Source organism: Achromobacter spanius (assembly GCF_002812705.1).
Taxonomy (GTDB): domain Bacteria; phylum Pseudomonadota; class Gammaproteobacteria; order Burkholderiales; family Burkholderiaceae_B; genus Achromobacter; species Achromobacter spanius.
Genome location: NZ_CP025030.1, coordinates 1,155,753 through 1,179,297, shown reverse-complemented (window position 1 = coordinate 1,179,297; position 23,545 = coordinate 1,155,753). Strand labels below are relative to the sequence as shown.

Annotated in this window: 22 protein-coding genes and 2 tRNA genes; 10 read left to right on the top strand and 14 right to left on the bottom strand. The window is 64.4% G+C overall.

Going from position 1 to position 23,545, the window contains the following annotated elements; translation table 11 throughout:
* Positions 1-11: 11 nt before the first annotated feature.
* The 5 genes from CVS48_RS05305 to CVS48_RS05285 all read right to left on the bottom strand — a co-directional run bounded on the left by CVS48_RS05305 (position 12) and on the right by CVS48_RS05285 (position 4,028).
* Complete coding sequence (locus CVS48_RS05305) at positions 12-1,235, bottom strand: aminotransferase class V-fold PLP-dependent enzyme (protein WP_100853563.1); 1,224 nt, start codon at positions 1,233-1,235, stop codon at positions 12-14.
* Between the two features lie 61 nt (positions 1,236-1,296).
* Positions 1,297-1,770 (bottom strand): RidA family protein, encoded by a 474-nt coding sequence (locus tag CVS48_RS05300; RefSeq protein ID WP_100853562.1) that lies wholly within the window; start codon positions 1,768-1,770, stop codon positions 1,297-1,299.
* Between the two features lie 136 nt (positions 1,771-1,906).
* Entirely contained in the window at positions 1,907-2,833 is a 927-nt protein-coding gene (gene gcvA / locus CVS48_RS05295) for a transcriptional regulator GcvA (protein WP_100857518.1), read from the bottom strand.
* A gap of 253 nt (positions 2,834-3,086) precedes the next feature.
* Positions 3,087-3,162, bottom strand: a tRNA-Asn gene (locus CVS48_RS05290).
* A 65-nt stretch (positions 3,163-3,227) separates the two neighbouring features.
* Positions 3,228-4,028 (bottom strand): IclR family transcriptional regulator, encoded by an 801-nt coding sequence (locus CVS48_RS05285; protein WP_100853561.1) that lies wholly within the window; start codon positions 4,026-4,028, stop codon positions 3,228-3,230.
* Positions 4,029-4,229: 201 nt separating this feature from the next.
* On the opposite strand from CVS48_RS05285, the gene CVS48_RS05280 reads away from it, so the two are divergent.
* The 3 genes from CVS48_RS05280 to CVS48_RS05270 all read left to right on the top strand — a co-directional run bounded on the left by CVS48_RS05280 (position 4,230) and on the right by CVS48_RS05270 (position 8,176).
* Positions 4,230-5,651: an amidase gene (locus CVS48_RS05280; RefSeq protein WP_100853560.1), complete on the top strand. Its 1,422-nt coding sequence runs from the start codon at positions 4,230-4,232 to the stop codon at positions 5,649-5,651.
* A gap of 30 nt (positions 5,652-5,681) precedes the next feature.
* Entirely contained in the window at positions 5,682-6,647 is a 966-nt protein-coding gene (locus CVS48_RS05275) for a Bug family tripartite tricarboxylate transporter substrate binding protein (protein WP_100853559.1), read from the top strand.
* A 140-nt stretch (positions 6,648-6,787) separates the two neighbouring features.
* A complete protein-coding gene (locus tag CVS48_RS05270; RefSeq protein WP_100853558.1) occupies positions 6,788-8,176 on the top strand; it encodes a GntP family permease in 1,389 nt (462 codons plus the stop codon).
* Positions 8,177-8,242: 66 nt separating this feature from the next.
* Here CVS48_RS05270 and CVS48_RS05265 read toward each other — a convergent pair whose 3' ends face one another.
* The 6 genes from CVS48_RS05265 to CVS48_RS05240 form a co-directional block, all read right to left on the bottom strand.
* The gene (locus tag CVS48_RS05265) at positions 8,243-8,449 is read right to left on the bottom strand and encodes a hypothetical protein (protein WP_050448899.1); all 207 of its coding nucleotides are present in this window, start codon (positions 8,447-8,449) and stop codon (positions 8,243-8,245) included.
* Position 8,450: 1 nt separating this feature from the next.
* The gene (locus tag CVS48_RS05260; protein ID WP_242001362.1) at positions 8,451-9,227 is read right to left on the bottom strand and encodes a GAF domain-containing protein; all 777 of its coding nucleotides are present in this window, start codon (positions 9,225-9,227) and stop codon (positions 8,451-8,453) included.
* A gap of 194 nt (positions 9,228-9,421) precedes the next feature.
* Positions 9,422-9,497, bottom strand: a tRNA-Thr gene (locus CVS48_RS05255).
* A gap of 100 nt (positions 9,498-9,597) precedes the next feature.
* On the bottom strand, positions 9,598-10,632 hold the full coding sequence (locus CVS48_RS05250; protein WP_100853557.1) for a Gfo/Idh/MocA family oxidoreductase: 1,035 nt from the start codon (positions 10,630-10,632) through the stop codon (positions 9,598-9,600).
* 11 nt (positions 10,633-10,643) lie between these two features.
* The gene (iolG, locus tag CVS48_RS05245) at positions 10,644-11,627 is read right to left on the bottom strand and encodes an inositol 2-dehydrogenase (protein WP_100853556.1); all 984 of its coding nucleotides are present in this window, start codon (positions 11,625-11,627) and stop codon (positions 10,644-10,646) included.
* Between the two features lie 21 nt (positions 11,628-11,648).
* Complete coding sequence (locus CVS48_RS05240; protein ID WP_100853555.1) at positions 11,649-12,545, bottom strand: MurR/RpiR family transcriptional regulator; 897 nt, start codon at positions 12,543-12,545, stop codon at positions 11,649-11,651.
* 221 nt (positions 12,546-12,766) lie between these two features.
* Here CVS48_RS05240 and CVS48_RS05235 point away from each other — a divergent pair, with 221 nt between their 5' ends.
* From CVS48_RS05235 to iolB, 7 genes are read left to right on the top strand one after another with little or no spacing between them, the layout of a single operon-like run.
* Positions 12,767-13,807, top strand: coding sequence for a sugar ABC transporter substrate-binding protein (locus CVS48_RS05235; RefSeq protein WP_100853554.1), 1,041 nt, complete (start codon positions 12,767-12,769; stop codon positions 13,805-13,807).
* A 15-nt stretch (positions 13,808-13,822) separates the two neighbouring features.
* Positions 13,823-14,959 carry an ABC transporter permease gene (locus CVS48_RS05230; RefSeq protein WP_100853553.1) on the top strand — a complete coding sequence of 379 codons (1,137 nt, stop codon included), beginning with the start codon at positions 13,823-13,825 and terminating at the stop codon, positions 14,957-14,959.
* An 11-nt stretch (positions 14,960-14,970) separates the two neighbouring features.
* The gene (locus CVS48_RS05225; RefSeq protein WP_100853552.1) at positions 14,971-15,756 is read left to right on the top strand and encodes an ATP-binding cassette domain-containing protein; all 786 of its coding nucleotides are present in this window, start codon (positions 14,971-14,973) and stop codon (positions 15,754-15,756) included.
* 7 nt (positions 15,757-15,763) lie between these two features.
* The gene (locus tag CVS48_RS05220) at positions 15,764-17,761 is read left to right on the top strand and encodes a bifunctional 5-dehydro-2-deoxygluconokinase/5-dehydro-2-deoxyphosphogluconate aldolase (protein WP_100853551.1); all 1,998 of its coding nucleotides are present in this window, start codon (positions 15,764-15,766) and stop codon (positions 17,759-17,761) included.
* Positions 17,758-19,620 (top strand): 3D-(3,5/4)-trihydroxycyclohexane-1,2-dione acylhydrolase (decyclizing), encoded by a 1,863-nt coding sequence (gene iolD, locus CVS48_RS05215; RefSeq protein WP_100853550.1) that lies wholly within the window; start codon positions 17,758-17,760, stop codon positions 19,618-19,620. The genes CVS48_RS05220 and iolD overlap by 4 nt, the downstream gene beginning before the upstream one ends.
* 13 nt (positions 19,621-19,633) lie before the next feature.
* The gene (gene iolE, locus CVS48_RS05210; RefSeq protein ID WP_100853549.1) at positions 19,634-20,572 is read left to right on the top strand and encodes a myo-inosose-2 dehydratase; all 939 of its coding nucleotides are present in this window, start codon (positions 19,634-19,636) and stop codon (positions 20,570-20,572) included.
* Positions 20,569-21,366 (top strand): 5-deoxy-glucuronate isomerase, encoded by a 798-nt coding sequence (gene iolB, locus CVS48_RS05205; protein ID WP_100853548.1) that lies wholly within the window; start codon positions 20,569-20,571, stop codon positions 21,364-21,366. Before iolE ends, iolB begins: the two co-directional genes overlap by 4 nt.
* A 70-nt stretch (positions 21,367-21,436) precedes the next feature.
* On the opposite strand, the gene CVS48_RS05200 is transcribed toward iolB, so the two are convergent.
* The 3 genes from CVS48_RS05200 to CVS48_RS05190 form a co-directional block, all read right to left on the bottom strand.
* On the bottom strand, positions 21,437-21,892 hold the full coding sequence (locus tag CVS48_RS05200) for a ClpXP protease specificity-enhancing factor (protein WP_100853547.1): 456 nt from the start codon (positions 21,890-21,892) through the stop codon (positions 21,437-21,439).
* A 13-nt stretch (positions 21,893-21,905) separates the two neighbouring features.
* Positions 21,906-22,517, bottom strand: a complete 612-nt coding sequence (locus tag CVS48_RS05195; protein ID WP_050448901.1) for a glutathione S-transferase N-terminal domain-containing protein — start codon at positions 22,515-22,517, stop codon at positions 21,906-21,908.
* Positions 22,518-22,669: 152 nt separating this feature from the next.
* A complete protein-coding gene (locus CVS48_RS05190) occupies positions 22,670-23,530 on the bottom strand; it encodes a cytochrome c1 (protein ID WP_100853546.1) in 861 nt (286 codons plus the stop codon).
* Between the last annotated feature and the right edge of the window lie 15 nt (positions 23,531-23,545).

The window sequence follows — 23,545 nt, the reverse complement described above, 5'->3', positions numbered from 1 at the left end:
GAGTTCCGAGTTCAGCCCGGCGCTGATCGCGCCAGCTGCCCCAACGCATCCAGCAGGCGGTCGATCTCGTCGCTGCTGGTCAGGGGGCTGACCGACACGCGCGCAATCTGCGACAGGCCGCGCGCCTGCATGTCCAGCGGCGTGTAGGGCACGCCATTGCTGCCGATGGTGATACCGTCCGCCGCCAGCGCGCGCTGCACGTCGGCGGCGTTCCAGCCGTCCAGATTGAATGCAATCAGGCTGGATTTTTCACGGCCCTGGTCCAGCACGGTAATGCCGGGAATGGCCGCGAGCTCGGCGCGCAGCGTTTGGGCGGTAGCGTCCAAGGTGGCGCGGATGGCATCCATCCCAAGTTCCAACGCCTCTTGCAAGGCATGGGCCAAGCCACAGCGCAGCGCCATCGAGGCTTCGGCCGGTTCCAGCCGCGCGGCGTCCGCCCGCAGCATGGGCCGGCCGTCCACGCCCAAGGGGGCGGAATGGGTGTCGACGAAGGCGGGCGTCAACTGGTCCAGGAAGCCGCGCCGCACATACAGCAGGCCGGTGCCGCGCGGGCCGCGCAGGGCTTTGCGGCCCACGCTGGTGAGCACGTCGCAGCCGATGTCGGCCACATCAATCGGCAATTGGCCAAGCGCTTGCGCCGCATCCACAAAGTAGGGAATGCCGGCCTTGCGCGCGACGCGGCCGATGGCGGCGGCCGGGTTGATCAGGCCGCCGTTGGCGGGCAACCACGTCAGCGTGATCAGCCGCACGCGCTCGTCCAGCATGGCGGCCAGTGCGTCGGCGTCCACGCAGCCGCTGGCGTCCGACGGAATGGTCTCCAGCACGGCGCCCGCGCGCTCGGCGCTAAAGCGCATGGTGGCCAGGTTGCCGCCCCATTCATGGCGCCCGACCAGGATGCGGTCGCCCGGCCGCCACGGCGCAAGCGCCGCGAAGGCCGCGCCCCAGCCGGCTGAGTTGCCGCTGGTCAGGGCAATTTCTTCCGGCTGTGCATTCAGCAGTTGGGCAGCCAGCGTGCGAGCGCTTTCCGTCAACGCGCGCGAGGCCACGCCGGCTTCCATGGGGCCCTGGGTGGCTTCGCGATGCAAATGCGCCTGGATGGCTTGCACGGTGCCGGACGACGGCAACGAGGAACCGGCGTGATTGAAGTGGACGCTGGTTTGCGTGCCCGGTGTCTGGGCGCGCAAGGCCTGGATGGTGGCGGGGCTGAGGGGGGCGGGACTGGGGGCGGCGGACATGGTGGCGGCTGTGGGTGGGTTGCCGTTGGGAGGCGCCGGCGTGTTGCCCGGCGCCCAAGGCTCAGGCTGGGGTCAGGGCGATGACGGCTTCGATTTCCACCGCCACGCCTTGCGGCAAGGACGCCACGCCGACGGCGCTGCGCGCATGGCGGCCGGCATCACCGAACACCTCCACCATCAGGTCAGAGGCGCCGTTGGCGATGGCGCTCTGGCGATTGAAGTCGGGCGTGCTGGCCACAAAGACGCCCAGGCGCACCACGCGCGCCACGCGGTCCAGGCGGTCGCCGGTGGCGGCGGCAATTTGCGCCAGCAATCCCAGCGCGGACAGGCGGGCCGCTTCAACGCCGTCGGCATCGGAAATCTGGTTGCCCAACTGGCCCAGGTACTGCGGTTTGCCGCCCTTGCGCGAGATCTGGCCCGAGATGGTGAGCAGGTTTCCTTCCAGCACAAAAGGCACATAGTTGGCGGCGGGCGCGGCGGCCGCTTCCAGGGGGTAGCCCAGTTCGCTGACGCGGCCGGAAATCGTTTGAGTCATGGCGGATCACCTGTGAATAAGTAGGGGGTGCATGCGGTGCGTGGGTCGCACGGCGAGTGCACGGAGGCAAGTGTTGATGCTATCGGCCGCGCCGCTGCCTGACCAATCAATTCTTGCACCCGACGCATGAGTCAAACTAATGCGTAGCAGCGCCGGCCGGGTCGTCCGCCCGGGCGGCTTCGGCCAGCCAGTCGCGCAAGGCGAGCGCCGCCGGTGACAGCGCTCCGCGTGGCGTCACAAACCACCAGCCTATGCGGGGGTCTTGCAGGACGGCGTCGGGCAGCGCCTGCACCAGCGCGCCGCTGGCCAGATGCGGGGCGATCAGCCGGTGCCGTCCCATGGCCAACCCCTGCCCCGCCAAGGCGGCTTCGACCACGATGTTGTAGTCATGCAGGCGCACCGTTTGGGCGCGGCCCAGGTCCATGCCGAAGCGCCGCGCCCAGGCATCCCATTCAAAGGGTTGCCTGGCGTGCGAGGTCAACAGGGGGTGACGCAGCAGATCGTCCGGGGTGCGGGCGCGCTTGCGTCCCCGCCCAAGCGTCGGCGCGCAAACCACGGACAGGGATTCCGTCATGAGCAGCCGCGCGCTCACGCCGGGCCATGCGCCACGGCCATAGCGTATGGCCACGTCCACCTCGCCGCCCGCCACGTCGGCCAGACCGATGTCGGGCTGCAATTGCAGGTCGATGCCGGGATGCGCGGCGGCAAACGCGGGTAGCCGTGGCGCCAGCCACCGCGTGGCGAACGAGGCCAGCAAGCCGACCTTCAGCGTGACGCGCGCGGTGGCGGGTGCGCGGATCTGGTCAGTGCCTTGGCGCAGCAGTTCGAATGCCGCGTGCACATGGTCGTAATAGGCCTGCCCGGCGGGCGTCAGCGCCACCGCGCGCGTGCGGCGTTCAAAGAGCGCAACGCCCAGTTCGCTTTCCAGCCGCTGGATGTGATGGCTGATGGCGCTTTGCGTGACGAAGAGCTCCTGCGCGGCCAGCGAAAAACTAAGGCGCCGCGCTGCCGCTTCAAAAGCGCGCAGGGATACCAGGGCGGGCAGGGATCGCGTGGAACGCATGGGGAAGGTGGAGGTGTGGCTCGGTGGTGTTGCGCTTTGATGCCGCGCGGTGATTTCGATACGGATGTACGTGATGCTACGCGTTTCGAAAGCCGGGATGTAAAGCACGAGTGCCAAGCACTTTTGCCAATCGCTTGTGCCAATCGCCAATGCAAAAAGCCCGCAAACAAGTTGCGGGCCTTTTAGGGGTACTGCTAGCGATGCGGGTTTTGCTGCGATCTTGCTGCAAGCATTACATGCACTGCTGAATTCTTGGCTCCCCGAGCTGGGCTCGAACCAGCGACCTGCGGATTAACAGTCCGTCGCTCTACCGACTGAGCTATCGGGGAACAGGTAGAGGGGCCGAATTATGCACAAAAAATGGGAAGAATGCAAAGCGGCCTGAAAATTTTGTTCAAGCGTGCTGGATCGCGTGGGCCGTGCGGAACAGTTGCGGCACGATATCGCGCAGCAACCGGTCGCTGGGGTAATCATGCCGAGGCGCGCTGACGCTGATGGCCGCCAGCGGCACATCGCGCGCATCGCGCAACAGCACCGCCGCGCCCACCTGATTCTGCAATACCTGGTCTTCGGTCAGCGCGTAGCCGTCGTCGCGCGCTTGGCGGATCAGCGCCAGCAAGGCGTCGGGCTCAACCACCGTGCGCGGCGTGAAGGCGCGTGGCGGCGCGTGCAGTAGCGCCTGGAGGATGACGTCGTCATCTTGCTGGGTCAGCAGCATGCGGCCGCCGCTGTTGCACCACGCGGGCATGCGCCGGCCCGGCAGCATCTCGGCCAGGGTCAGCTGGCGGCTGGGCAGGCGCAGCAGATAGATCATGTCGCTGCCCGCCAGCACGCTCATGTGTACGGCCAGCCCGCAGCGGTCACGCAGGGCGACCAGATGCGGCGCGGCCATGGACACCAGGCGGTCGTTGCGCAAAAAGAAATAGCCCAGCTCCACCACGCGCGGACCCAGCCGGTAGCGGCGTGTGGCCGCGTCCTTGACCAGATAGCCCAGGCGTTCCCAGGTATGGACGAAGCGCTGCGCGGCGCTTTTCCCCAGCCCGGTCAGGGTGGCGATGTCGGTCAGCCCCAGTGAATCCGAGGCGTCGCGAAAGGCATCCAGCACCCGCATGCCCTTTTCCAGCGAGGCCACAAACAGGGCGTCGTCCGCGTCGGGTGTGGCGGCGTCGGCCAGCGGGGTTTTGCGAGTCGTCATGAGTGGGAAGCCGAAGGGGCGCAAGGCGCTGAAAGCAAGGGTGGATGAGGCGCGAAGGCTTTGCCGGGGCTAGTTTCCCCGAATTGTCCGGGCGCTGAATACGCACTATAAAGTTGATTATTCAATACTTTGTATCGCATAGCAATACATCAACGCCGCTGAATGAGTCCCCGTATGAGTCTCCCGCATGAGCCCCGCCTTATGAGCAACACCTCTTCCCTTTGCGACCTTAGCGCCGTGGCGATGCGCGCCGAGATCGCCGCCGGCCACCTCAGCGCCCGCGAGGTCACCGCCGCGCACCTGGCGCGCATCGACGTCTGCAATCCCCACGTCAACGCCGTGGTGACGCTGGACGGGGAAGGCGCGCTGGCCCAGGCCGCGTTGGCCGACGAACGGCAAGCGAACGGCCACCCGCTGGGCTTGCTGCATGGCCTGCCGATCGTGCACAAGGATTCGTTCCTGACGGCCGGCCTGCGCACGACTTACGGATCGCCGCTATACCGCGACTTCGTGCCCGAGCGCGACAGCCTTATCGTTACCCGCGAACGCGCGGCCGGCGCCATCACGCTGGGCAAGAGCAACCTGCCCGAATTCGGCGCGGGCTCGCAAACCTTCAACACGGTCTTCGGCGCCACCCGCAACCCGTACGACCTGCGCATGACGGCGGGCGGCAGCAGCGGCGGCGCGGCGGCGGCATTGGCTGCGCGCATGGTGCCCCTGGCGGATGGCACCGACATGGGCGGCTCGCTGCGCAACCCGGCGTCGTTCTGCAACGTGGTGGGGCTGCGCCCTTCGCCCGGCCGCGTGCCGCAATGGCCCACGGCAAGCCCCTACAACGCATTGACGGTTGCCGGCCCCATGGCGCGCACCGTGGCGGATGTGGCGCTGCTGCTGGCCGCCACGGCGGGCCCCGACGCGCGCGACCCCCTGGCGATCGAGCAGGACCCAGCGCGCTTCCTGGACAGCCTGTCGCGCGATTTCAAGGGCGTGCGCATCGCCTACGCGCCCGACTGGGGCGGCCTGCCGGTGCAGCGCGCGGTGACGCAGGTGCTGGAGCGTCAGTTGCCGGTCTTCACGGACCTGGGTGCGCGGGTGGAGCCGGCGTGCCCGGATTTCACCGGCGCCAACGACGCCTTCCAAGCGCTGCGCGGCCAGGTCTTCGCGGTGGGCTACGAGGCCGCGCTGCGCGAGCATCGCCCTCAACTGAAAGACACGGTGATCTGGAATATCGAACTGGGGCTGACGCAGTCCCCCGCCGCCGTCTTGCAGGCCGAGCGCGACCGGGCGGCGCTGTTCGCGCGCATGCATGCCTTCATGCAGACCCACGAATTCCTGATCGGCCCGGTCAGCCAGGTGCTGCCCTTTCCGGTCGAAGAGGAAACCGTCAGCCGTATTGAAGACACGTCGATGCAGAACTACATCGACTGGATGCGCTCGGGCTACTACCTGTCCTTAACCGGCCATCCCGCCATTTCCGTGCCCTGTGGCTTTACCGATGAGGGCTTGCCGGTCGGCATCCAGATCGTTGGCCGTTATCGGCAGGAACACGCGCTGCTGCAATTGGCGCATGCATTCGAGCTTGCCACCCAGCACTGGCGCCGGGCGCCCGTGCTGCCCGACTGACCATTCCAAACACAACACAAGGGGAAATCCATGAAGAAAGCTTTTTCGAGCGCCCTCGCCGTATGCGCTCTGGCCGCCACGCCGCTGCTGGCGTCGGCCGACACGTATCCCTCCAAGCCGATCACGATGGTGGTGCCGTTCCCGCCTGGCGGCTCCACCGACGTCATCGGCCGGCTGTTTGCCGCCAAGCTGGGCGAGCGCCTGGGCCAGACCGTCGTGATCGAGAACAAGCCGGGCGCCAACACCAGCATCGGCGCGGTGGCCGTGGCGCGCGCGGCGCCTGACGGCTACACCTTGATGATCACGGGCGCGCCCACCTTCACGTCGAACCCGCTGCTGTATTCGAATCTGAATTACGACCCCCTCAAGAGCTATGAATATGTGGCCGTGGCGGGCAGCACGCCGTTCGTGATCCTGACCAATCCGCAGACCGGCATCGGCACGGTGGCCGACATCACCAGCAAGTCGGCCACGCAGCCGCTTAGCTTCGGGTCATTCGGCAACGGCTCCACGCCCCATATCGCCGGCGAATCGCTGGCTCAGCGCACCGGCGCCAAGCTGCTGCACGTGCCCTATCGCGGCAGCGCGCCCGCCATGACGGACCTGATCGGCAACCAGATCCCGCTGTCGATCGACACGCTGGTGGCGGGCCTGCCGCAGATCAAGGCAGGCAAGGTGCGCGCGGTGGCCTTGACCGGCGGCGAGCGCTCGTCCTTGGTGCCCGATGTGCCCACCGTGGCGGAAGGCGGCGTGGCAGGCTACGACTTCCAGACCTGGTTCGGCGTGGTCATGCCCAAAGGCACGCCCGAGCCCGTTGTGACCAAGATGTCCAAGGAAATCCAGGCCGTGATGGCCGAGCCCGACACGCGCGCCCGGTTGCAGGAACTGGGCTTTGACGCCACCTACCAGGACCCCGCCGCGTTCCGCGCCAAGGTGCAGAGCGAACTGGATCGCAACGTGGCCATCATCAAGGCCGCGGGAATCAAGCCGGATTGATCGGCTGAAAGCGCTTGGCGCACATGCCGGAAATTGCCTATTCGTCCGGCAGTTCCGGCGTGACCGAAGCGCGTCAGGCTGATCCCTTATCATGACAACCAGAAGGCTCGCGACCTTTCTCGATTTTTCTGGATTACTCCATGTCTTCGTTCGACATTCAGTTGCTGCTCACCGCCCTGGTGAGCGTCTTGGTGCTGGTCGCCCTCATCGTTTCCCGCATACGCATGCATCCGCTGCTGGCGCTATTGATCGTGTCGATCGGCGTCGGCTTTGCCACGGGCATGGCGCCCACGGCTATCGTGAAGAACCTGACCGACGGCGCGGGCAAAACGCTGGGCGCGGTCGGCGTGGTCATCGCGCTTGGCGCCATGCTGGGCAAGATCCTGGCGGATTCCGGCACCACCGAGCGCCTGGCCAACGCCATTTTGCGGCGCACCTCTGTTCGCATGATTCCGTGGGCCATGACGCTGGTGGCGTTCGTCATCGGCATCCCCATGTTCTTCGAAGTGGGCCTGGTGGTCATGCTGCCGCTGATCTTCAGCGTGGCGCGCAAGCTGGAAGGCCAGCAACGCTTCAAAGGGTCGGCCTACATCTACGTGGGCGTGCCCGTCATTGCCGCCTTGGCCGCCATGCACGGCATGGTGCCGCCGCATCCCGGCCCGCTGACCGCCATCGCCACCTTGAAGACCACCGTCGGCCCCACGATGATCTACGGCTTTCTTGCCGCCCTGCCCGCCATGGTGCTGGGTGGCCCGCTGTACGGCGCGTTCCTCACGCCGCGCATGACGACCCGCCCGGACGAGGCCTTGCTGGAGCAGTTCACCGCCACCACGGAACACGGTTCGGGCGCGTCTGCACCCAGCGTCGGCCTGGGTGTCCTGGCGGCCTTGCTGCCTGCCCTGCTGATGTTGGTGCACGCGCTGGCCGAGATGCTGCTGCCCAAGGATTCCAGCCTGATGCACGTGGCGGCCTTTCTGGGCAACCCGCTGGTCGCCATGTTGCTGGGCGTGTTGTTCGCCGCCGTGACGCTGGTGTTCATGCGCGGCGGTGACGCCGAAAAGCTGCGAGACGGCCTGGGCAAAAGCCTGAAGCCCATCGCCGGCATCATGCTGATCATCGCGGGCGGCGGCGCGTTCCAGCAGGTGCTGACCAGCGCCAAGGTGGGCGACGCCATCGTGCACCTGACGCATCAATTCGCGTTCCCGCCATTGATCCTGGGCTGGCTGATCGCCATGCTGCTATCGGTGTCCACCGGCTCGGCCACGGTCGGCATCGTGGGCGCGGCGGGCCTGCTGGCGCCGCTGGCGGGATCAGACCCCACCTTGAACCTGCCGCTGCTGGCGCTGTCGATCGGCTGCGGCTCGCTGTTCTTCAACTACGCCAATCACGCCGGCTTCTGGATGGTGAAAGAGTCGTTCGGCATGACGATGGGCGAAGCCACCAAAACGATTTCCGTCGTGCAATCGATCGTGGCGGTAGCAGGCTTGATCATGGTGCTGCTGTTCAACATGCTGCCGGCTTTGGGTTGAGGGCGGCGGGGCGGCGTTAAATCTACCCGGTAAAAAAAGGAAGCCTGCAGGCTTCCTTTTCTGGCTTTACGCGGAAGCCGACGTTTTCAATGGCGAGGGCGGCCCGGCATCTTCCCGCGCACCCTGCCGAATGCCCGCGCTTCCGCTCGTGATCGCGCGCACCCCAAAGTCGGTAAGCGTCAGCTCATGAACTTTCATGACCGCACCCGGCTTCGAAATAAGCTTGGACTCTTTGACGAAAGTTTCGGCTTGTCGTTCGGTTATGGGCTTCATATCAATACCTTTTCGTGACAAAGTCGCTAATGGCCTTGGTACCAACGCCAACGATCTCCACAACGTCATCGCGTTCAAATAGTGCGCGGTCACTCGAATCGAAGTAGATCACGCCAATTGGATGCCGTCCAGAACGGTCCAGAACCGGCACGGCCATTGCAGAATAGCGACCAGGCCCAAGTTTGCGGGCTTCTGCTTCCGTGTATCCCCAGTCGCTCACTAGTTCGGTGCGGAGCGGTTCTTCCGTGCCGTTTTGACTGGACATCACCAACGGCTTCTTATTTCGGATGGCCCTACCGGTTATTCCGGTATGGATAGGAAATGTCCGGCCAACGCCCTCGCCGCTCGCGCCCGCGTAATTGATGATCTGTTCGATTTCTCGAGGTTCGCGAATGGGTGGGACGACTCGGTGAAAGGTCGCGCGGATGTCCGCCCCGAAATTGCGTTTCTGGCACCATTCGGAAAGCATGGTATGGACCGTGGAAACGGCTGCATAGAGTCCTTCGTGGATGACCGCCGGACCATCCTTCTCATCTTCAGCGCGCGCGCTCGCGACGCGCACCAGGGTGGCCACTATCAGCCAGACGCAGGTGGCCGTAGCAAGCCCAAACATCCATTCATCGAAAAGGGGCTCGCGCCAGCTTTTTACGGCAGCCGAAGCGGCAACGATAATGGGAGGGCCGTTAAACAGAACTTCTCTTGGCCACTTTTTTTGCCAAAAGCGTTTTTGTTGGGCCCCCGGAAGATGATTGGTATTCACGCCGCCGAGTTTTTTCAAACCAGGGAATGGGCACGAGTGTAGTCCGGGGCATGGCCAATTAGCCGCTGCGACGCGCGGGCAACATGGAAATCAGACGATGTCATGGCGGCTGTAGGCCCGTTGAGTGCCTATGGGATTTTTAAAATAAAAAGCCCGCATCCTTAACGGGTGCGGGCTTTCAGACTATCTTGCGATTCTTTTGCGCTGCGGATTGGTGCCGGTGAAAGGAATCGAACCCTCGACCTTCTCATTACAAGTGAGCTGCTCTACCAACTGAGCTACACCGGCACGGCGTGCCGGGGCACGCGCAGGGTCTGCATTGTAATGAATATTGCCGTGTTTGTAAGGTCAGCGGTCCCCCGGGGGAAAACGGGTCCGCCGACCGCCTTTATCGCTGAATCTCTTGCGGTTGGCCGTGATGCAGCGATGCCGTGATGGCGCGGGCAATACGTGTGGCTTCGGTGGCGTCTTGCAGCGACAGCGGCGAGGCGCCGCCTGTGCGGCAGGCGTTTACGAAAGCCGTCAGCTCATGCCGAAAGGCATCGGAGAAGCGCTCGAAGAAATCGGCCGTCGCCTGATGGCGCACGCCGTGCACATCACTGCGCACAACATGGTCGCGTGGCGCGCCCTGTCCGATCAATAGCTTGCCCTGCGTACCGATGATTTCGGTGTGTTGTTCGTGTCCGTGCGCGAATGTGCGCGACGCATAGAACACGGCGCGGGCGCCACCCTCGAATTCAACAATGGCCAGCCCGTTGTCCACGTCACCCATGGCGGCCAGGTCCTCGTGAACCGCAATGGTGCCGCTGGCGAACGCGCGCGTGGCCTTGGGGTTGCCCAGCATCCAGCGCGCCAGGTCGACGTCATGCACGCTGCAATCCATGAAGATGCCGCCCGAGGTGGGCGCGAAGGCGAGGAACCCGCCGTCCGGATCCAGGCGGTCGCAGGTTTGCGAGCGCACCAGGAATGGCCGGCCGATGTCGCCTTGCCGGACGCTGTCGAAGGCGTGGGCATGGCTGGGGTCGAAGCGCCTGACGAAGCCCACCATGGCGATCAGGTCGGGACGTGCCGACGCGGCGACCTCCACCCGCAGGCAATCCGTCACATCTAGCGCCAACGGTTTTTCGATGAAGACGTGCTTGCCTGCCTGCAGTGCGGCGATTGCCTGGTCGGCATGCAGGGACGTGGGAGTGACCAGCACGATGGCGTCCAATTCCGGGTCGTGCAGGAAGGCATGGAAATCGCTGTATGTCTTGCGTACGCCCAGCGTGGCTTCAGCGTAGGCGCGCTCGGTTTCGACGGGGCTGCACGCTGCCGTCAAGATGCAGTCTGGCGTATGAAACGCCAGGTTTTCAGCGTGCCGCCGCCCAAGCCGGCCCAGGCCGGCGATACCTACGCGCAAGGGTGCGCTTGCAGTGCTCATGGTGACGCCTCTCAAAGTTCGACCGGCTGGCCGCTGGACAGGGATTGGGTGGCGGCATCCGCGAGCCGTTGCGCGGCGACGCCATCGGCGATCGTGGTGCAGAGCGCGCCGCCCGAGCGCAATTGCGTGAAGAAATGGTCCAGCTCCAGCCGGTAGGCTTCCCGGTAGCGCTGCAGGAAGAACGGCTCGGGCACGTCCTGGATGAGCCCCGCTGCCGTCCAGTGCTCGACCTCGGTGGGACGATGGTTGCCGCAGGCCAGCATGCCGTCGGAACCCAGGATTTCGAAGCGCTGATCGTACCCATAGGCAGCCCGACGCGAGGCGTTGATCTGACAAAGTTTTCCGCTGGCCGTGCGCAGCGTCACGGCGGCGGAATCGATGTCGCCGGCCTCGGCAATGCGCGGGTCCGTCAGGCACGAGCCGCTTGCATGGATCATCGTTGCCTCTTCGCCAAGCAGCCAGCGAAAGACGTCAAAGTCGTGGATCAGCATGTCGCGAAACATGCCGCCCGATTGCCGCACATACGCCTGGCTGGGCGCGCCCGGATCGCGGCTGGTGATGATCAGCATTTCCGGGGCGCCGATTTCGCCGCGTTGCAAGCGATTGCGGGCCGAGGCGAAGGTGGGGTCAAAGCGGCGTTGGAAGCCCATCATGCAGCGCACGTTTGCGGCGGCCACGGCGTCCTGGCAACGGATGGCGCGCTCGATGGACAGGTCCACCGGCTTTTCGCAGAAGATGTGCTTGCCGGCGTGCGCGGCGCGCAGGATCAAGTCGCTGTGCGTGTCGGTCGACGAGCAGATCAGCACGGCGTGTATGTCGGGGTCGTTCAAGGCGTCTTGCTCGCTTGCCCGGCGCGCGCCGTGCTTGTCCGCCAGCGCATCCGCCAAGCCGGTGGCGGGATCGCACACCGTCGCCAGTGTCAGGCCTGGCATGGCGGCCAGGTTGGCGGCGTGGATAGCGCCGATACGTCCGGCGCCAAAGAGTGCGACTTTCATGCTGTAGCCTCCGCAAAGGGGTCAGGGTCTGGCGCGCGCTTGCGCGGCGCCGGTTTCGCTGGCGTCAAACTTCAATTCCAGTTTGTAGGCCAGCGCGATGAACAACGATTGCACCAGGCTCATGGTGCTGGTCAGGGATCGGAAACCGAAGGTGGAGCTTTCCTGCACGACCAGGGTGGCGCTGGCCACGCGCGCGATCGGGCTCATCTGGCTGTCGGAAATAGCGATGACGCGCGCGCCGCGGGCCACCGCTTCCGTCACGGTGGCGACCGTTTCTTCGGCATAGGGGATGAAGGAGATGGCGATCATCACATCGCCCGCGCCCAAGCTGCGTAGCTGGCCTTCTTGCATGTGGCCCAATCCGCTCATCCAATGCACGGCCTTGCGGGTGTGCTGCAGCGCATAGGCCAGATACGCGCCCACCGGAAATGAGCGACGCGACGCCACCACCCATACGGCAGGCGTCTCTTCCAGCAGGCTTACCGCGGCATCGAAAGCCTTGGGATCCAGATCGCGCGACAGGGCTTCCAGGCTGGCGATGCCGCCGCCGATGACTTCGTGCGACAAGGTCGACAACGACAGGTTTTCGGGCGTGGATTCGATCAGGTCGCGAATCCGGTCCTGGTAGCTGCGGCCCGGCGCAATCTGCTGCGCCATGCCGTCACGAAACAGTTGCTGCATGTCCGAAAAACCCGAAAACCCGAAATGCTTGGCGAAGCGGACGATCGCCGACGGCTGCGCCAGGCAACGCTCCGCCATGTCCTGGATGCGGTCCAGGGCGACATGGTCACGGTTTTGCTCGATGTATCTGCCCACCGCTTTGAGCTGACGGCTCAGTCCCGGGTACTGAAGCGAGATGTCGCCAAGAAATTGCGCGACGGTGGCGTAGGGGGCGGTCTTGGTGGCGGATTTCGGCATGGCGGCTCGGCGATTGGGAAGGCTGGGTATCGGAGGCGGATCGAAAGAATTATAGGAATCTATAAGAATAGTTAGAAAATAATTTCTATAGGGTTTACACCCACGAATTAAATTCCATTCCGGCCTATGATCCCTGCACATTGATCGGCCAGACGCTGGAACGGCAAGGGCTTGACGACACAAGCCCGCCGCCCTGCCGCAACGCCGCACGGAGAAGACAGATGACGCACCCGCGATTCAAATTCACACTGCGCGCCTTGTTGTTCAGCGCATTCCTGCTGGGCGTCTCGCCAGCGATGGCCGACAAATACGTCTTGATCAGCCACGCGCCTGATTCCGATTCCTGGTGGAACGTCATCAAGAATTCGCTCAAGCAGGCGGGCGAGGACTTCGGGGTGCAGGTGGACTACCGCAATCCCGCCACCGGCGATATCGCGGAAATGGCGCGTCTGATCGAACAGGCGGCCGCCGCCAACTATGACGGCGTGATGGTCACCATTGCCGATTTCAACGTGCTGCAGCGCGCGTTGGAGAAAGTCCGGGCCAAGCGCATCCCGCTGATCACCATCAATTCCGGGTCGGCCGAACAGTCCGAGCAACTGGGCGCCATCATGCATGTGGGCCAGCCCGAATACGATGCCGGTTACGCGGCCGGCCTGCGCGCGAAGGCGGCCGGCGTGGAACGCTTCCTATGCGTGAATCACTACGCCACCAACCCCGTTTCCTTCGAACGTTGCAAGGGCTTTGCCGATGCCATCGGCGCGGATTTCCGGGCCAGCACGCTTGATACCGGGGGCGTGGATCCCAGTGCGGTGGAATCCAAGGTGTCCGCGTACTTGCGCCAGCACCCCGACACACAGGGCATTCTGGCCTTGGGTCCGGATGCGGCGGGCCCCACCTTGCGCCTGCTGGAAAAGGCCGGGCTGACGAACAAGATCTGGTTTGCCTCGTTCGACCTGTCCGACGAGCTCGCTCGCGCCATCAAGGCCGGCACAGTGCAGTTCGCCATCGATCAGCAACCCTTCCTGCAGGGCTACATCCCCGTAGCCGTCATGGTGGCGATGAAGGCGGATCGCGCGCGCGGCGCCGCGCCGGCCGAGTCGATTCAAGCCGCGCTGAAAGCCAACGCGAAGGCCGTCGCGCGGTTCGAGGAATACGGGCTGACGCCGGTGTACGGACCGCGTCACATCAGCTCGGGGCCGGGCTTCATCACCCAGGAGAATCTTTCCAAGGTGGAGAAGTACGCCGGCCAGTACCGCTAAGCGAAGGAGCACGACATGGCAGAAGGCTCGGCAGTGATGCCGTCATCGCCCGACGAGCGTGTGCAATCGCTGGCATGGTCACAGCGCCTGCTGGGCAGGCCGGAAGCGGCATCGGTATCTGGAACGGTGGCGGTTTTCCTGGTGTTCGGCCTGGTGGCCGGAGGCTCCGGTATGTTCAGCGCCGAAGGCATCGTCAACTGGGCGACGGTGGCGGCCTTCATCGGCATTCTGGCCACTGGCGCGGCCTTGCTGATGATTGGCGGCGAATTCGACTTGTCCATCGGCTCGATGATCGGCTTTGCCGGCATGGGCCTGGCGATCCCCACGCTGTACTGGGGGTGGCCGCCATGGCTGGCGTGCCTGTTCATGTTCGGCCTGTGCATCGCCATTGGCGCGCTCAACGGGTATCTGGTCATCCGCACCGGCCTGCCTTCGTTCATCGTCACGCTGGCGTTCTATTACATCCTGCGCGGATTGACGCTGGCCTTGTCCACGCTGTTCACCGGCAAGACCATCATCAGCGCCAACGGCCCCTTAATCTTGCGCGACCTGCTGGAATCCGATTGGGTCATGCAGACGCTCTTCCAAGGCTATCTGCTGACGGGCCTGTTCGACGGCCTGGCGGCAATGGGTTGGATCGATGCGCGCGATGGAGGCGGCGCGCTGGCGATCGGCCTGCCCAAGGTCGTGGCGTGGTGGCTGGGCCTGGCGGCAATCGGTGCCTTCGTACTGGCGCGCACGCGGTTTGGCAACGCGGTGCTGGCCGCCGGCGGGCACGCCTCGGCGGCCAAGAACATGGGCATACCCGTTGCGCGGGTGAAGCTCATCCTGTTCATGATCATGGCCTTCTGCTCGGCCTTGTTCGCCGTACTGCAAGTGGTGGACGCCGGCTCGGCCGCGGCGGATCGCGGCCTGCAAAAAGAGTTTGAAGCCATCATCGCCGCCGTCATCGGTGGGTGTCTGCTGACGGGCGGGTTTGGGTCCGTGGTCGGGGCGGCGTTTGGCGCACTGATCTTCGGCGTCGTGCAGATCGGCATCGGCTACACCAGCATCGACAACAACTGGTATCGCGTTTTCCTGGGCATCATGCTGCTGCTGGCGGTGGTCTTCAACAGCATCGTGCGCCGCCGCGTCGCCGTGGCCAGGCATTGAAGGAGTCCACCATGAGCGAAGCCATCCTTGAACTTGAAAGCGTACGCAAGACGTTCGGCTCGGTTATTGCGTTAAACGGGGTGACCTTTCAATTGCGTGCCGGTGAAGTGCACTGCCTCCTGGGCGATAACGGCGCCGGCAAGTCGACGCTGATCAAGACGCTGGCGGGCGTGCATCCGCCGGATGAAGGGCGCTATTTCCTGGACGGCAAGCCTGCCGGCTTTACGTCGCCGCGTGATGCGCTGAACGCCGGCATTGCCACGGTGTACCAGGATCTGGCGCTGGTGCCGCTGATGAGCATCGCGCGCAATTTCTTCATGGGCCGAGAACCCACGCGCCGGTGGCTGGGCGTATTGCCGGTCATGGATCATCGCGAGGCTGCCAGCACGGCGCGCGAGAAGCTGGGCGAAATGGGCATCCGGGTGCGTGATCCCCAGCAGGCCGTCGGCACTCTGTCGGGCGGTGAAAAGCAATGCCTGGCGATCGCGCGCGCCATGCACTTCGGCGCCCGGGTGCTGATTCTGGATGAGCCCACCGCGGCGCTGGGCGTCAAGCAATCGGCCAATGTGCTCAAGCTGATCGCCACGGCGCGCCAACGCGGCATCGCCGTCATCTTCATCACGCACAACGTCAACCATGCCTACCCCGTCGCCGACCGCTTCACGCTGTTGAATCGGGGCCGATCCTTGGGCACGTACCGGAAAGACGCCATCTCCAAGGAAGAGGTGCTGGACATGATGGCGGGGGGGGCCGAAATGCAGGCCTTGATGCGTGATCTTGAAGGCGTGATCGTCTGAGGGTGCCATGAAACAACTTTGCTTTCCCGAAGGTCGCCGTGTTGACCTGGCCTGCCTGGGTCGTCTGGCCGTGGATTTGTATGCGCAGCAGATTGGATGCGCGCTGGAAGAGGTCTCCAGCTTTGCGAAGTACCTGGGCGGTTCTTCCGCCAATATCGCTTCCGGCGCGGCGCGCCTGGGCCTGAAGTCCGCCATGATTTCCCGCGTGGGCGACGAGCAGATGGGGCGCTTTTTGCTGGGCGCGTTGCAGGCCGAGGGGTGCGATGTCAGCCAGGTGCGGCAAGATCCGCAACGGCTGACGGGATTGGTGCTGCTTGGCATCAAGGACCGCGACACGTTCCCGCTGCTGTTCTATCGCGAAAACTGCGCGGACATGGCCATGGACGCTGATGACATCGACGCCGGCTTCATTGCGCAATGCCGGGCGCTGCTGGTCACGGGTACGCATCTGAGCACCGCGCGCGTGCGCCAGGCGTCCCTGCGCGCCTTGGAACTGGCGGCGCAACATCGCGTGACGCGGGTTCTGGATATCGATTTCCGCCCGGTGCTGTGGGGCTTGGCCGAGCGGGGCGACGGCGAACGCCGCTATGTGCCCGATGCCGAGGTCAGCGCGCAGTTGCTGGCCTTGCTGGGCCATTTTGAATTGATCATCGGCACCGAAGAAGAATTCCTGATCGCCGGCGGCGTGCCCACGGACCTGATGGCGTCGTTGCGAACGGTGCGCGCCCACAGCGCGGCCGTGCTCGTGATCAAACTCGGCCCCTACGGCTGCGCCATTGTGCCGGGTGATGTGCCCGAACGCATCGAGGACGCGCTCAACGTCGTGGGTGAAGACGTGCAGGTTCTCAATGTGTTGGGCGCGGGGGACGCCTTCGCAGCAGGGTTGATGGCGGGATTGCTGCGTGGACAGGGTTGGGAGGAGTCGGCGCGCATGGCGAACGCATGCGGCGCCATCGTGGTGTCGCGGCACGGCTGCGCGCCCGCCATGCCCACGCAAGCCGAACTGCGCTACTGGTTGTCGGGGAATAAATCCCGGCAGCCGGACACCGACGTCATGTTGTCGCATTTGCACCGCGTGACCACGCCGCGTCCCGATTGGCACGAACTCTATGTGCTGGCGTTCGACCATCGTTCGCAGTTTCACGAGTTGGCGGCAAGCCATGGCCGGTCCGATGCGGATATCGCGGCGCTCAAGCGCCTGATCGTGCGGGCGGTCGACGTGGTGGCCCAGGCGCCCGGCGTGCAAGGCCGCATCGGGGTGCTGATTGACGACGTCTATGGCGAACAAAGCCTGCACGAGTCGACCGGCCGGGGGTGGTGGGTGGGCCGGCCCATCGAGCTGCCGGGCTCGCGCCCGTTGCGCTTCGATGGCGGCCGGTCCCTGGCCTCGCGTTTGCAGCAATGGCCGCGCGATCAGGTGGTGAAATGCCTGGTGCATTACCACCCCGATGACGACGCGGATTTGCGCGTCGCGCAGGAAGACCAACTGCGGCATGTCTGGGAGGCCACGCGCCATAGCGGCCACGAACTGCTGCTGGAAATCATTCCCCCTGACGACATGCTCTTCGGCGATACCGCCGATGCTGCCGTGCTGCGTTCGGTACGGCGCTTGTACAACCTGGATATCCGGCCGGAGTGGTGGAAGCTGGGCATGATGGAGGCCGAATCCTGGGAGGCGCTGGATCTGTTGGTGGCGCAACGCGACCCGCATTGCCGGGGAGCGGTCATCCTGGGTTTGAACCAGCCGGTGCCGACGCTATTGCAGGGCTTTGCCCAAGCGCGGGCACAGGTGGTGAAGGGCTTCATGATCGGCCGCAGCGTCTGGAGCGAGCCCGCCGCGGCCTGGCTGCGCGAAGATATCGCCGATGCGGAATTGGTCGATCAGGTTGCCGCGAGCTTTCGCAGCTTGATCACCGGCTGGCAAGCGAGCCGTTCCGACACCCACAGGACGATGGTGGCCCGCGCCGACATCGTATCCGCGTCCACCGAAAGGGCCGCGTCATGAGCGCCCGCCAAACCCTGCGCCTGACGATGGCGCAAGCCCTCACGCGCTATCTGACCGCGTTGCGCGTTCAAGAGCCGGACGGCACGCTGACGCCCTACGTGGGTGGCATGTGGGCAATCTTTGGTCATGGCAATGTGGCGGGCATGGGTCAGGCATTGGCAGAGTCGCGCGACGCCTTGCCCGTCTTGCGCGCCCACAACGAGCAGGCGATGGCGCACGCGGCCATCGCCTATGCCAAGGCGCACATGCGCCGGCGCATCATGGCGGCCACGACATCCATCGGCCCCGGCGCCACCAACATGGTCACCGCCGCGGCGCTTGCGCACGTCAACCGTTTGCCGGTCCTGCTGCTGCCGGGCGACACCTTTGCCTCACGCGCCCCCGACCCGGTGCTGCAGCAGCTTGAACCCTTTGGCGATGGCGACACGACGGCCAATGACGTGTTCCGGCCCGTGTCGCGGTACTTCGACCGCCTGGTCAGGCCCGAGCAGATCTTGACCGCGTTACCGCGCGCGATTCAGGTGCTGACCGATCCCGCGCTGTGCGGGCCAGTCACGCTGGCCCTGCCGCAGGATGTGCAGACGCAGGCGTTTGATTGCCCGCTTGAATTCCTGCAGCCCGCGCCCCTGCATTTTCTGCGCCCTCCTCCCGACGAGGATGCGCTGCGGCGCGCGGTGGCGGCCATTCGTGCTGCGCGCCGGCCGTTGTTGGTGGTGGGCGGCGGCGCGCTCTACGCCCAGGCGTCGGAAGCGCTGGCCGCGTTTGCCAAGGCGTATGGTGTGCCGGTGGCCGAAACGCAGGCCGGCAAGAGCACGCTTGCCTGGGACCATCCCATGAATCTGGGGGCCATCGGTGTCACCGGTTCCCCCGCGTCGAACGCCATGGCCGCGCGGGCGGATCTGATCATCGGCGTGGGCACGCGCTTGCAGGATTTCACAACCGGATCGAACGCCCTGTTTGGCGACACGCCGTTGCTGTCCATCAACGTGCAGGCGCTGGACGCCGGCAAGCGGCGTGGGCAGGCCCTCGTGGCGGACGCGGCGCTTGCGTTGGCGCAGTTGGGCAACGCGTTGGCCGGCTGGCGCGCCGACACCGAGTGGACGGAGGAATCCCGGCGGCTTGGGGCGCAATGGCGTGAACGGGTCCTGGCCTTGACCACGGCGGCGCCGGATGGCTTGCCCTACGAAGCCGACGTAATTGGCGCGGTGCAGTCTTCCGATGCGGCGTCGGCGAGCCACGACATTGTCGTGTGCGCCGCGGGGACGCTACCCGCCGAACTGCACAAACTGTGGCGCAGCAGCCGGCCGGGCGGCTACCACGTGGAGTACGGCTATTCCTGCATGGGATACGAAATCGCGGGTGGCCTGGGCGTCAAGCTGGCCCAGCCCGACAAGGAAGTCATTGTGATGGTGGGCGACGGTTCCTACTTGATGATGAACTCCGAGATTGCCACCTCGGTCATGCTGGGGATCAAGCTGATCATCGTGGTGCTCGACAACCGTGGCTTTGGATGCATCAACCGCCTGCAGCACGCTTGCGGCGGCGAGAACTACAACAACTTGCTGGACGACTGCATCGCCCCTGCGGGCATCGCCCCACGTATCGACTTTGCGGCGCACGCCCGCAGCCTTGGCGCGCATGCCGAGCACGTGGCTGACGTAACCGAACTCCAACTGCGCTTGCGCGAGGCACGCAGCCGTCAACAAAGCACGGTGTTGGTCATTGACACGTCGGCGTCTCGCACGACGTCGGACGGCGGTTGCTGGTGGGACGTGGCCGTGCCGGAAGTGTCCGACCGCGTTCAAGCGCAAGCGGCCCACGCCGCCTACGTCGCCGACAAACGCCGACAGGTACTTTGAAGGAGCTGGCATCGTGAACAGAGAGTCTGCGTGGAAGGTGCGCATAGGTGTCAATCCCATCTCGTGGAGCAACGACGACCTGCCTTCGCTAGGCGGCGACACGCCGCTTGCAACGGCATTGTCTGAAGGTGCGCGGATCGGCTACGCGGGTTTCGAACTGGGCAACAAGTTTCCCCAGTCGCCGCAGGCACTGAAGGCCGTGTTGGCGGAGTATGGCGTGGCATGCGTATCCGGCTGGTATTCGGGCCGACTCGCCCATCAGGGCGTGGATGCAGAGATCCGCGACAGCGCGGCGCATATGGAAAAGTTGCAGGCGCAGGGCTGCAACGTGGTGGTCTATGGCGAGGTTGCCGATTCGATCCAGGGGCAACGCGGCACACCCCTGGCCAAGCGGCCGCGCTGGCGCAGCGACGCATCCTGGAACGACTATGGCAAGCGTTTGAACGCCTTTGGCGAGCACTTGAAAGCGCGCTACGGCCTGACCCTGGCGTATCACCATCACATGGGCGCCTATGTTGAAACGGCCGACGACGTCGACCGATTGATGGCGGTCACTGACCAGAACGTGGGCCTGCTGTTCGACACGGGGCATTGCTATCTGGCGGGTGCCGTCGCGGGCCTGGATACCGACGTTGTGGCGCAATTGACGCGGCACGCGCGTCGCATCGTGCACGTGCATTGCAAGGATGTACGGCCCGGCATCGCGAGGGCGGCTCGCAACGAGGGTTGGTCATTCCTGGATGCGGTGATGAACGGCGTGTTCACGGTGCCCGGTGACGGCTGCATCGACTTTCGCGCGGTCTTGGCGGCATTGCGCAACGCGGGGTATCAAGGCTGGCTCGTGGTTGAGGCCGAGCAGGATCCCGCCGTGGCACCGTCCTACCAATATGCAAAGCTGGGCTATCAAACCTTGTCCGCCATGGTGGCTGACCTTCAGGGAGATCAGGCATGAGTTTATTGATCAAGGCCAGCGCAAGCGGCAGGCAGATCGTGGAAGTCACGCCCGCCAGCGCGGGGTGGGGGCATGTGGGGTTTCGTGCGTTGCGCATGCTGCCCGATGAAGAGGAGCTATTCAGTACGGACGCGCGCGAATGCTGCATTGTGGTGTTGGCTGGCGAGGTGGATGTAGGCGTCGGCGCGCACCGCTATCGGGCGCTGGGTAGCCGCATGTCCGTGTTTGATCCGGTGTCGCCCTATGCCGTCTACGTGCCGCCAGGCAGAGGCGTGTCGATACGCGCGATCACGAATGTTGAGCTGGGACTTTGCTTTGCCCCCGCGCTGGGGCGCCATGCTCCGCGCGTGATCGAGCCGATGTCGATGCAACGCAGCGTTCGCGGGCAAGGCAGCAATGCGCGGCATGTGTGCGACATCCTGCCGGAAGGCGACGAGGCCGAGCGCTTGCTGGTGGTCGAAGTGATCACCCCGGCGGGGCATGCGTCAAGCTACCCGCCGCATAAGCACGACACGGCGGCAGCGGGCGAAACGCAGTTGGAAGAGACGTACTACCACCGCTTGAATCCGCCGCAGGGGTTCGCGTTTCAGCGCGTCTATACCGATGATCGCAGTCTGGATGAGGCCATGGCCGTGGAAGATCACGATGTCGTGATGGTGCCGCGCGGCTACCACCCCTGCGTCGCGCCCCATGGCTACGATCTCTACTACCTGAACACGATGGCGGGCCCGCGACGCGAATGGGCGTTTCGCAACGACCCCAGGCACGAGTGGCTACTTCAGGCGTCAGCGTGAGGCTGTTGGGTTCAGTGAAGCGGAAAAGCAAAGACGGCGTGCCAGGCACGCCGTCTTCGTGTCACGCACACTACTTGACGATAGTCAGGCGCGGGCGCTTGGGTTCGTCGTCGTTGCCGCCGTCGTCGCTGGGCGTGGCGTCGGCCTGGGCCTCGACGCCTTCCAGGGCTGCGGATTCCGCCGCGCCTTGGGCGCCTGCTTCCGGCGGTTCGTAGGGCTGCACTTCGAAGCCCATGCCCGCGCCGGTTTCGCGCGCGTAGATGGCGCTGACGGCGCCGACGGGAACGTAGACGTTTTCGGTCACGCCGCTGAAGCGGGCTTGGAATTCAATGAATTCGTTGCCCAGCACCAGGCGGTTGGTGGCCAACGTGCCCACGTTCAGTGTGATCTGACCGTCACGGACATGCGCGACGGGCACCATGGTGTGCTCATCGACCTGCACGGTGATGTACGGCGTGTAGCCGTTGTCGGTGCACCATTCATGCAGTGCGCGGATCAGATACGGTTTGGTCGAAGTTTCACCCATCACACAGCCAGCCTTAACGACGCATTACTTTTTCCGAAGGCGTCAGCGCTTCGATGTAGGCCGGGCGCGAGAAGATGCGTTCGGCGTACTTTTGCAGCGGAGCCGCGTTCTTGGGCAGTTCGATGCCGTAGTGATCCAGGCGCCACAGCAGCGGAGCCACGGCCACGTCGAGCATCGAGAATTCTTCGCCCAGCATGTACTTGTTCTTCAGCAGCATCGGGGCCAACTGGGCCAGGCGATCGCGAATGTTCTGGCGCGCGTTGGCCAGCTTCTTCTCGTCGGGCTTGGTGCTGCGGTCTTCCAGCGTCGAGACGTGAACAAACAGTTCCTTCTCGAAGTTGTACAGGAACAGGCGGGTACGGGCGCGCATGACGGGATCAGCCGGCATCAGTTGCGGATGCGGGAAGCGCTCGTCGATGTACTCGTTGATGATGTTGGATTCGTACAGGATCAGGTCGCGCTCGACCAGGATGGGCACTTGACCGTACGGGTTCATCACCGCGATGTCTTCGGGCTTGTTGTACAGGTCGATGTCACGGATCTCGAAGTCCATACCCTTTTCGAACAACACGAAGCGGCAGCGTTGCGAAAACGGACACGTGGTTCCGGAATAGAGCACCATCATGGTGAAAGTCCTTTATGAAAAACGAAAGGCCAGCGCCTAAATCTAGCAGGCGCTGGCCCCAATTGCCAGGCGGGATAGGCGTACGGCCCTATCCTCCGTTGCCGTCCCTTATTAATGAGGTAGCGGCTTGCATGCCTGGCGGGGCGTTGCGGTTAGCGCACGTGTTTCCAGTACGAGGCGTTCAAGCGCCACGTAACCAGGAAGAACAACAGCAGGAACAACATGACACCGACGCCGATACGGACGCGCAATGTCTGGACGGGCTCAGCCATCCAGGACATGAACGCGGTCAGGTCTGCGACGTCGTTGTCGTATGTTGCGACTTGGGCCGGGTTGGCGGCCTTAAATTTGGCATCAAAGGTGGCATGGCCGTGGTAATCAGCTACCGGTTCGGCCTTGACCGTGGAAAAACCTTGAGCATCGTACACCGTCGTGATGCGTTCCCAGTTTTTGGGCGCGCCTTCCTTGGCATCCTTGACTTCCACTTCATGCATGGCCACGGTCGTCAGCTCGCGCGGACCCTGGCGTTCCCAGAGGGCGTGCGGCATGCCCACGGACGGGAAAACCAGGTTGTTCCACCCCGTGGCGCGCGACGTGTCGCGGTAGAAGGTGCGCAGGTAGGTGTAGATGTAGTCGGCGCCGGACGGGCCGGCGTTGACCGATTTGGCGCGGGCGATCACGGATAAATCCGGGGGCGTCGTGCCAAACCACTTCTTGGCGTCCTGGGGCGTCATGGCGATGTGCATCATGTCGCCCACCTTTTCACCGGTGAACAGCAGGCTTTCCTTGATTTGCTGGTCGGTCAGGCCAATGTCCTTGAGCTTGTTGTAGCGCATCGAGGACGCGCTATGACAGTTCAGGCAGTAGTTGACGAACAGCTTGGCGCCGTTTTGCAGCGACGACATGTCGTTGACGCGGTACGGCGCCTTGTCCAGGGGGAAACCGCCTTCGGCGGCAAATGCGGTGGTACACGTGAGCATCAAGGCCACGGCACCAATCAGCTTCTTGATCATGGTTAATCCGTTATC

Excerpts from the sequence above, each read along its gene's own strand:
- CVS48_RS05305 (WP_100853563.1), bottom strand. The coding sequence starts at position 1,235 with ATGTCCGCCGCCCCCAGTCCCGCCCCCCTCAGCCCCGCCACCATCCAG.
- CVS48_RS05300 (WP_100853562.1), bottom strand. The coding sequence starts at position 1,770 with ATGACTCAAACGATTTCCGGCCGCGTCAGCGAACTGGGCTACCCCCTG.
- gcvA (WP_100857518.1), bottom strand. The coding sequence starts at position 2,833 with ATGCGTTCCACGCGATCCCTGCCCGCCCTGGTATCCCTGCGCGCTTTT.
- CVS48_RS05285 (WP_100853561.1), bottom strand. The coding sequence starts at position 4,028 with ATGACGACTCGCAAAACCCCGCTGGCCGACGCCGCCACACCCGACGCG.
- CVS48_RS05280 (WP_100853560.1), top strand. The coding sequence starts at position 4,230 with ATGAGCAACACCTCTTCCCTTTGCGACCTTAGCGCCGTGGCGATGCGC.
- CVS48_RS05275 (WP_100853559.1), top strand. The coding sequence starts at position 5,682 with ATGAAGAAAGCTTTTTCGAGCGCCCTCGCCGTATGCGCTCTGGCCGCC.
- CVS48_RS05270 (WP_100853558.1), top strand. The coding sequence starts at position 6,788 with ATGTCTTCGTTCGACATTCAGTTGCTGCTCACCGCCCTGGTGAGCGTC.
- CVS48_RS05265 (WP_050448899.1), bottom strand. The coding sequence starts at position 8,449 with ATGAAGCCCATAACCGAACGACAAGCCGAAACTTTCGTCAAAGAGTCC.
- CVS48_RS05250 (WP_100853557.1), bottom strand. The coding sequence starts at position 10,632 with ATGAGCACTGCAAGCGCACCCTTGCGCGTAGGTATCGCCGGCCTGGGC.
- iolG (WP_100853556.1), bottom strand. The coding sequence starts at position 11,627 with ATGAAAGTCGCACTCTTTGGCGCCGGACGTATCGGCGCTATCCACGCC.
- CVS48_RS05240 (WP_100853555.1), bottom strand. The coding sequence starts at position 12,545 with ATGCCGAAATCCGCCACCAAGACCGCCCCCTACGCCACCGTCGCGCAA.
- CVS48_RS05235 (WP_100853554.1), top strand. The coding sequence starts at position 12,767 with ATGACGCACCCGCGATTCAAATTCACACTGCGCGCCTTGTTGTTCAGC.
- CVS48_RS05230 (WP_100853553.1), top strand. The coding sequence starts at position 13,823 with ATGGCAGAAGGCTCGGCAGTGATGCCGTCATCGCCCGACGAGCGTGTG.
- CVS48_RS05225 (WP_100853552.1), top strand. The coding sequence starts at position 14,971 with ATGAGCGAAGCCATCCTTGAACTTGAAAGCGTACGCAAGACGTTCGGC.
- CVS48_RS05220 (WP_100853551.1), top strand. The coding sequence starts at position 15,764 with ATGAAACAACTTTGCTTTCCCGAAGGTCGCCGTGTTGACCTGGCCTGC.
- iolD (WP_100853550.1), top strand. The coding sequence starts at position 17,758 with ATGAGCGCCCGCCAAACCCTGCGCCTGACGATGGCGCAAGCCCTCACG.
- iolB (WP_100853548.1), top strand. The coding sequence starts at position 20,569 with ATGAGTTTATTGATCAAGGCCAGCGCAAGCGGCAGGCAGATCGTGGAA.
- CVS48_RS05200 (WP_100853547.1), bottom strand. The coding sequence starts at position 21,892 with ATGGGTGAAACTTCGACCAAACCGTATCTGATCCGCGCACTGCATGAA.
- CVS48_RS05195 (WP_050448901.1), bottom strand. The coding sequence starts at position 22,517 with ATGATGGTGCTCTATTCCGGAACCACGTGTCCGTTTTCGCAACGCTGC.
- CVS48_RS05190 (WP_100853546.1), bottom strand. The coding sequence starts at position 23,530 with ATGATCAAGAAGCTGATTGGTGCCGTGGCCTTGATGCTCACGTGTACC.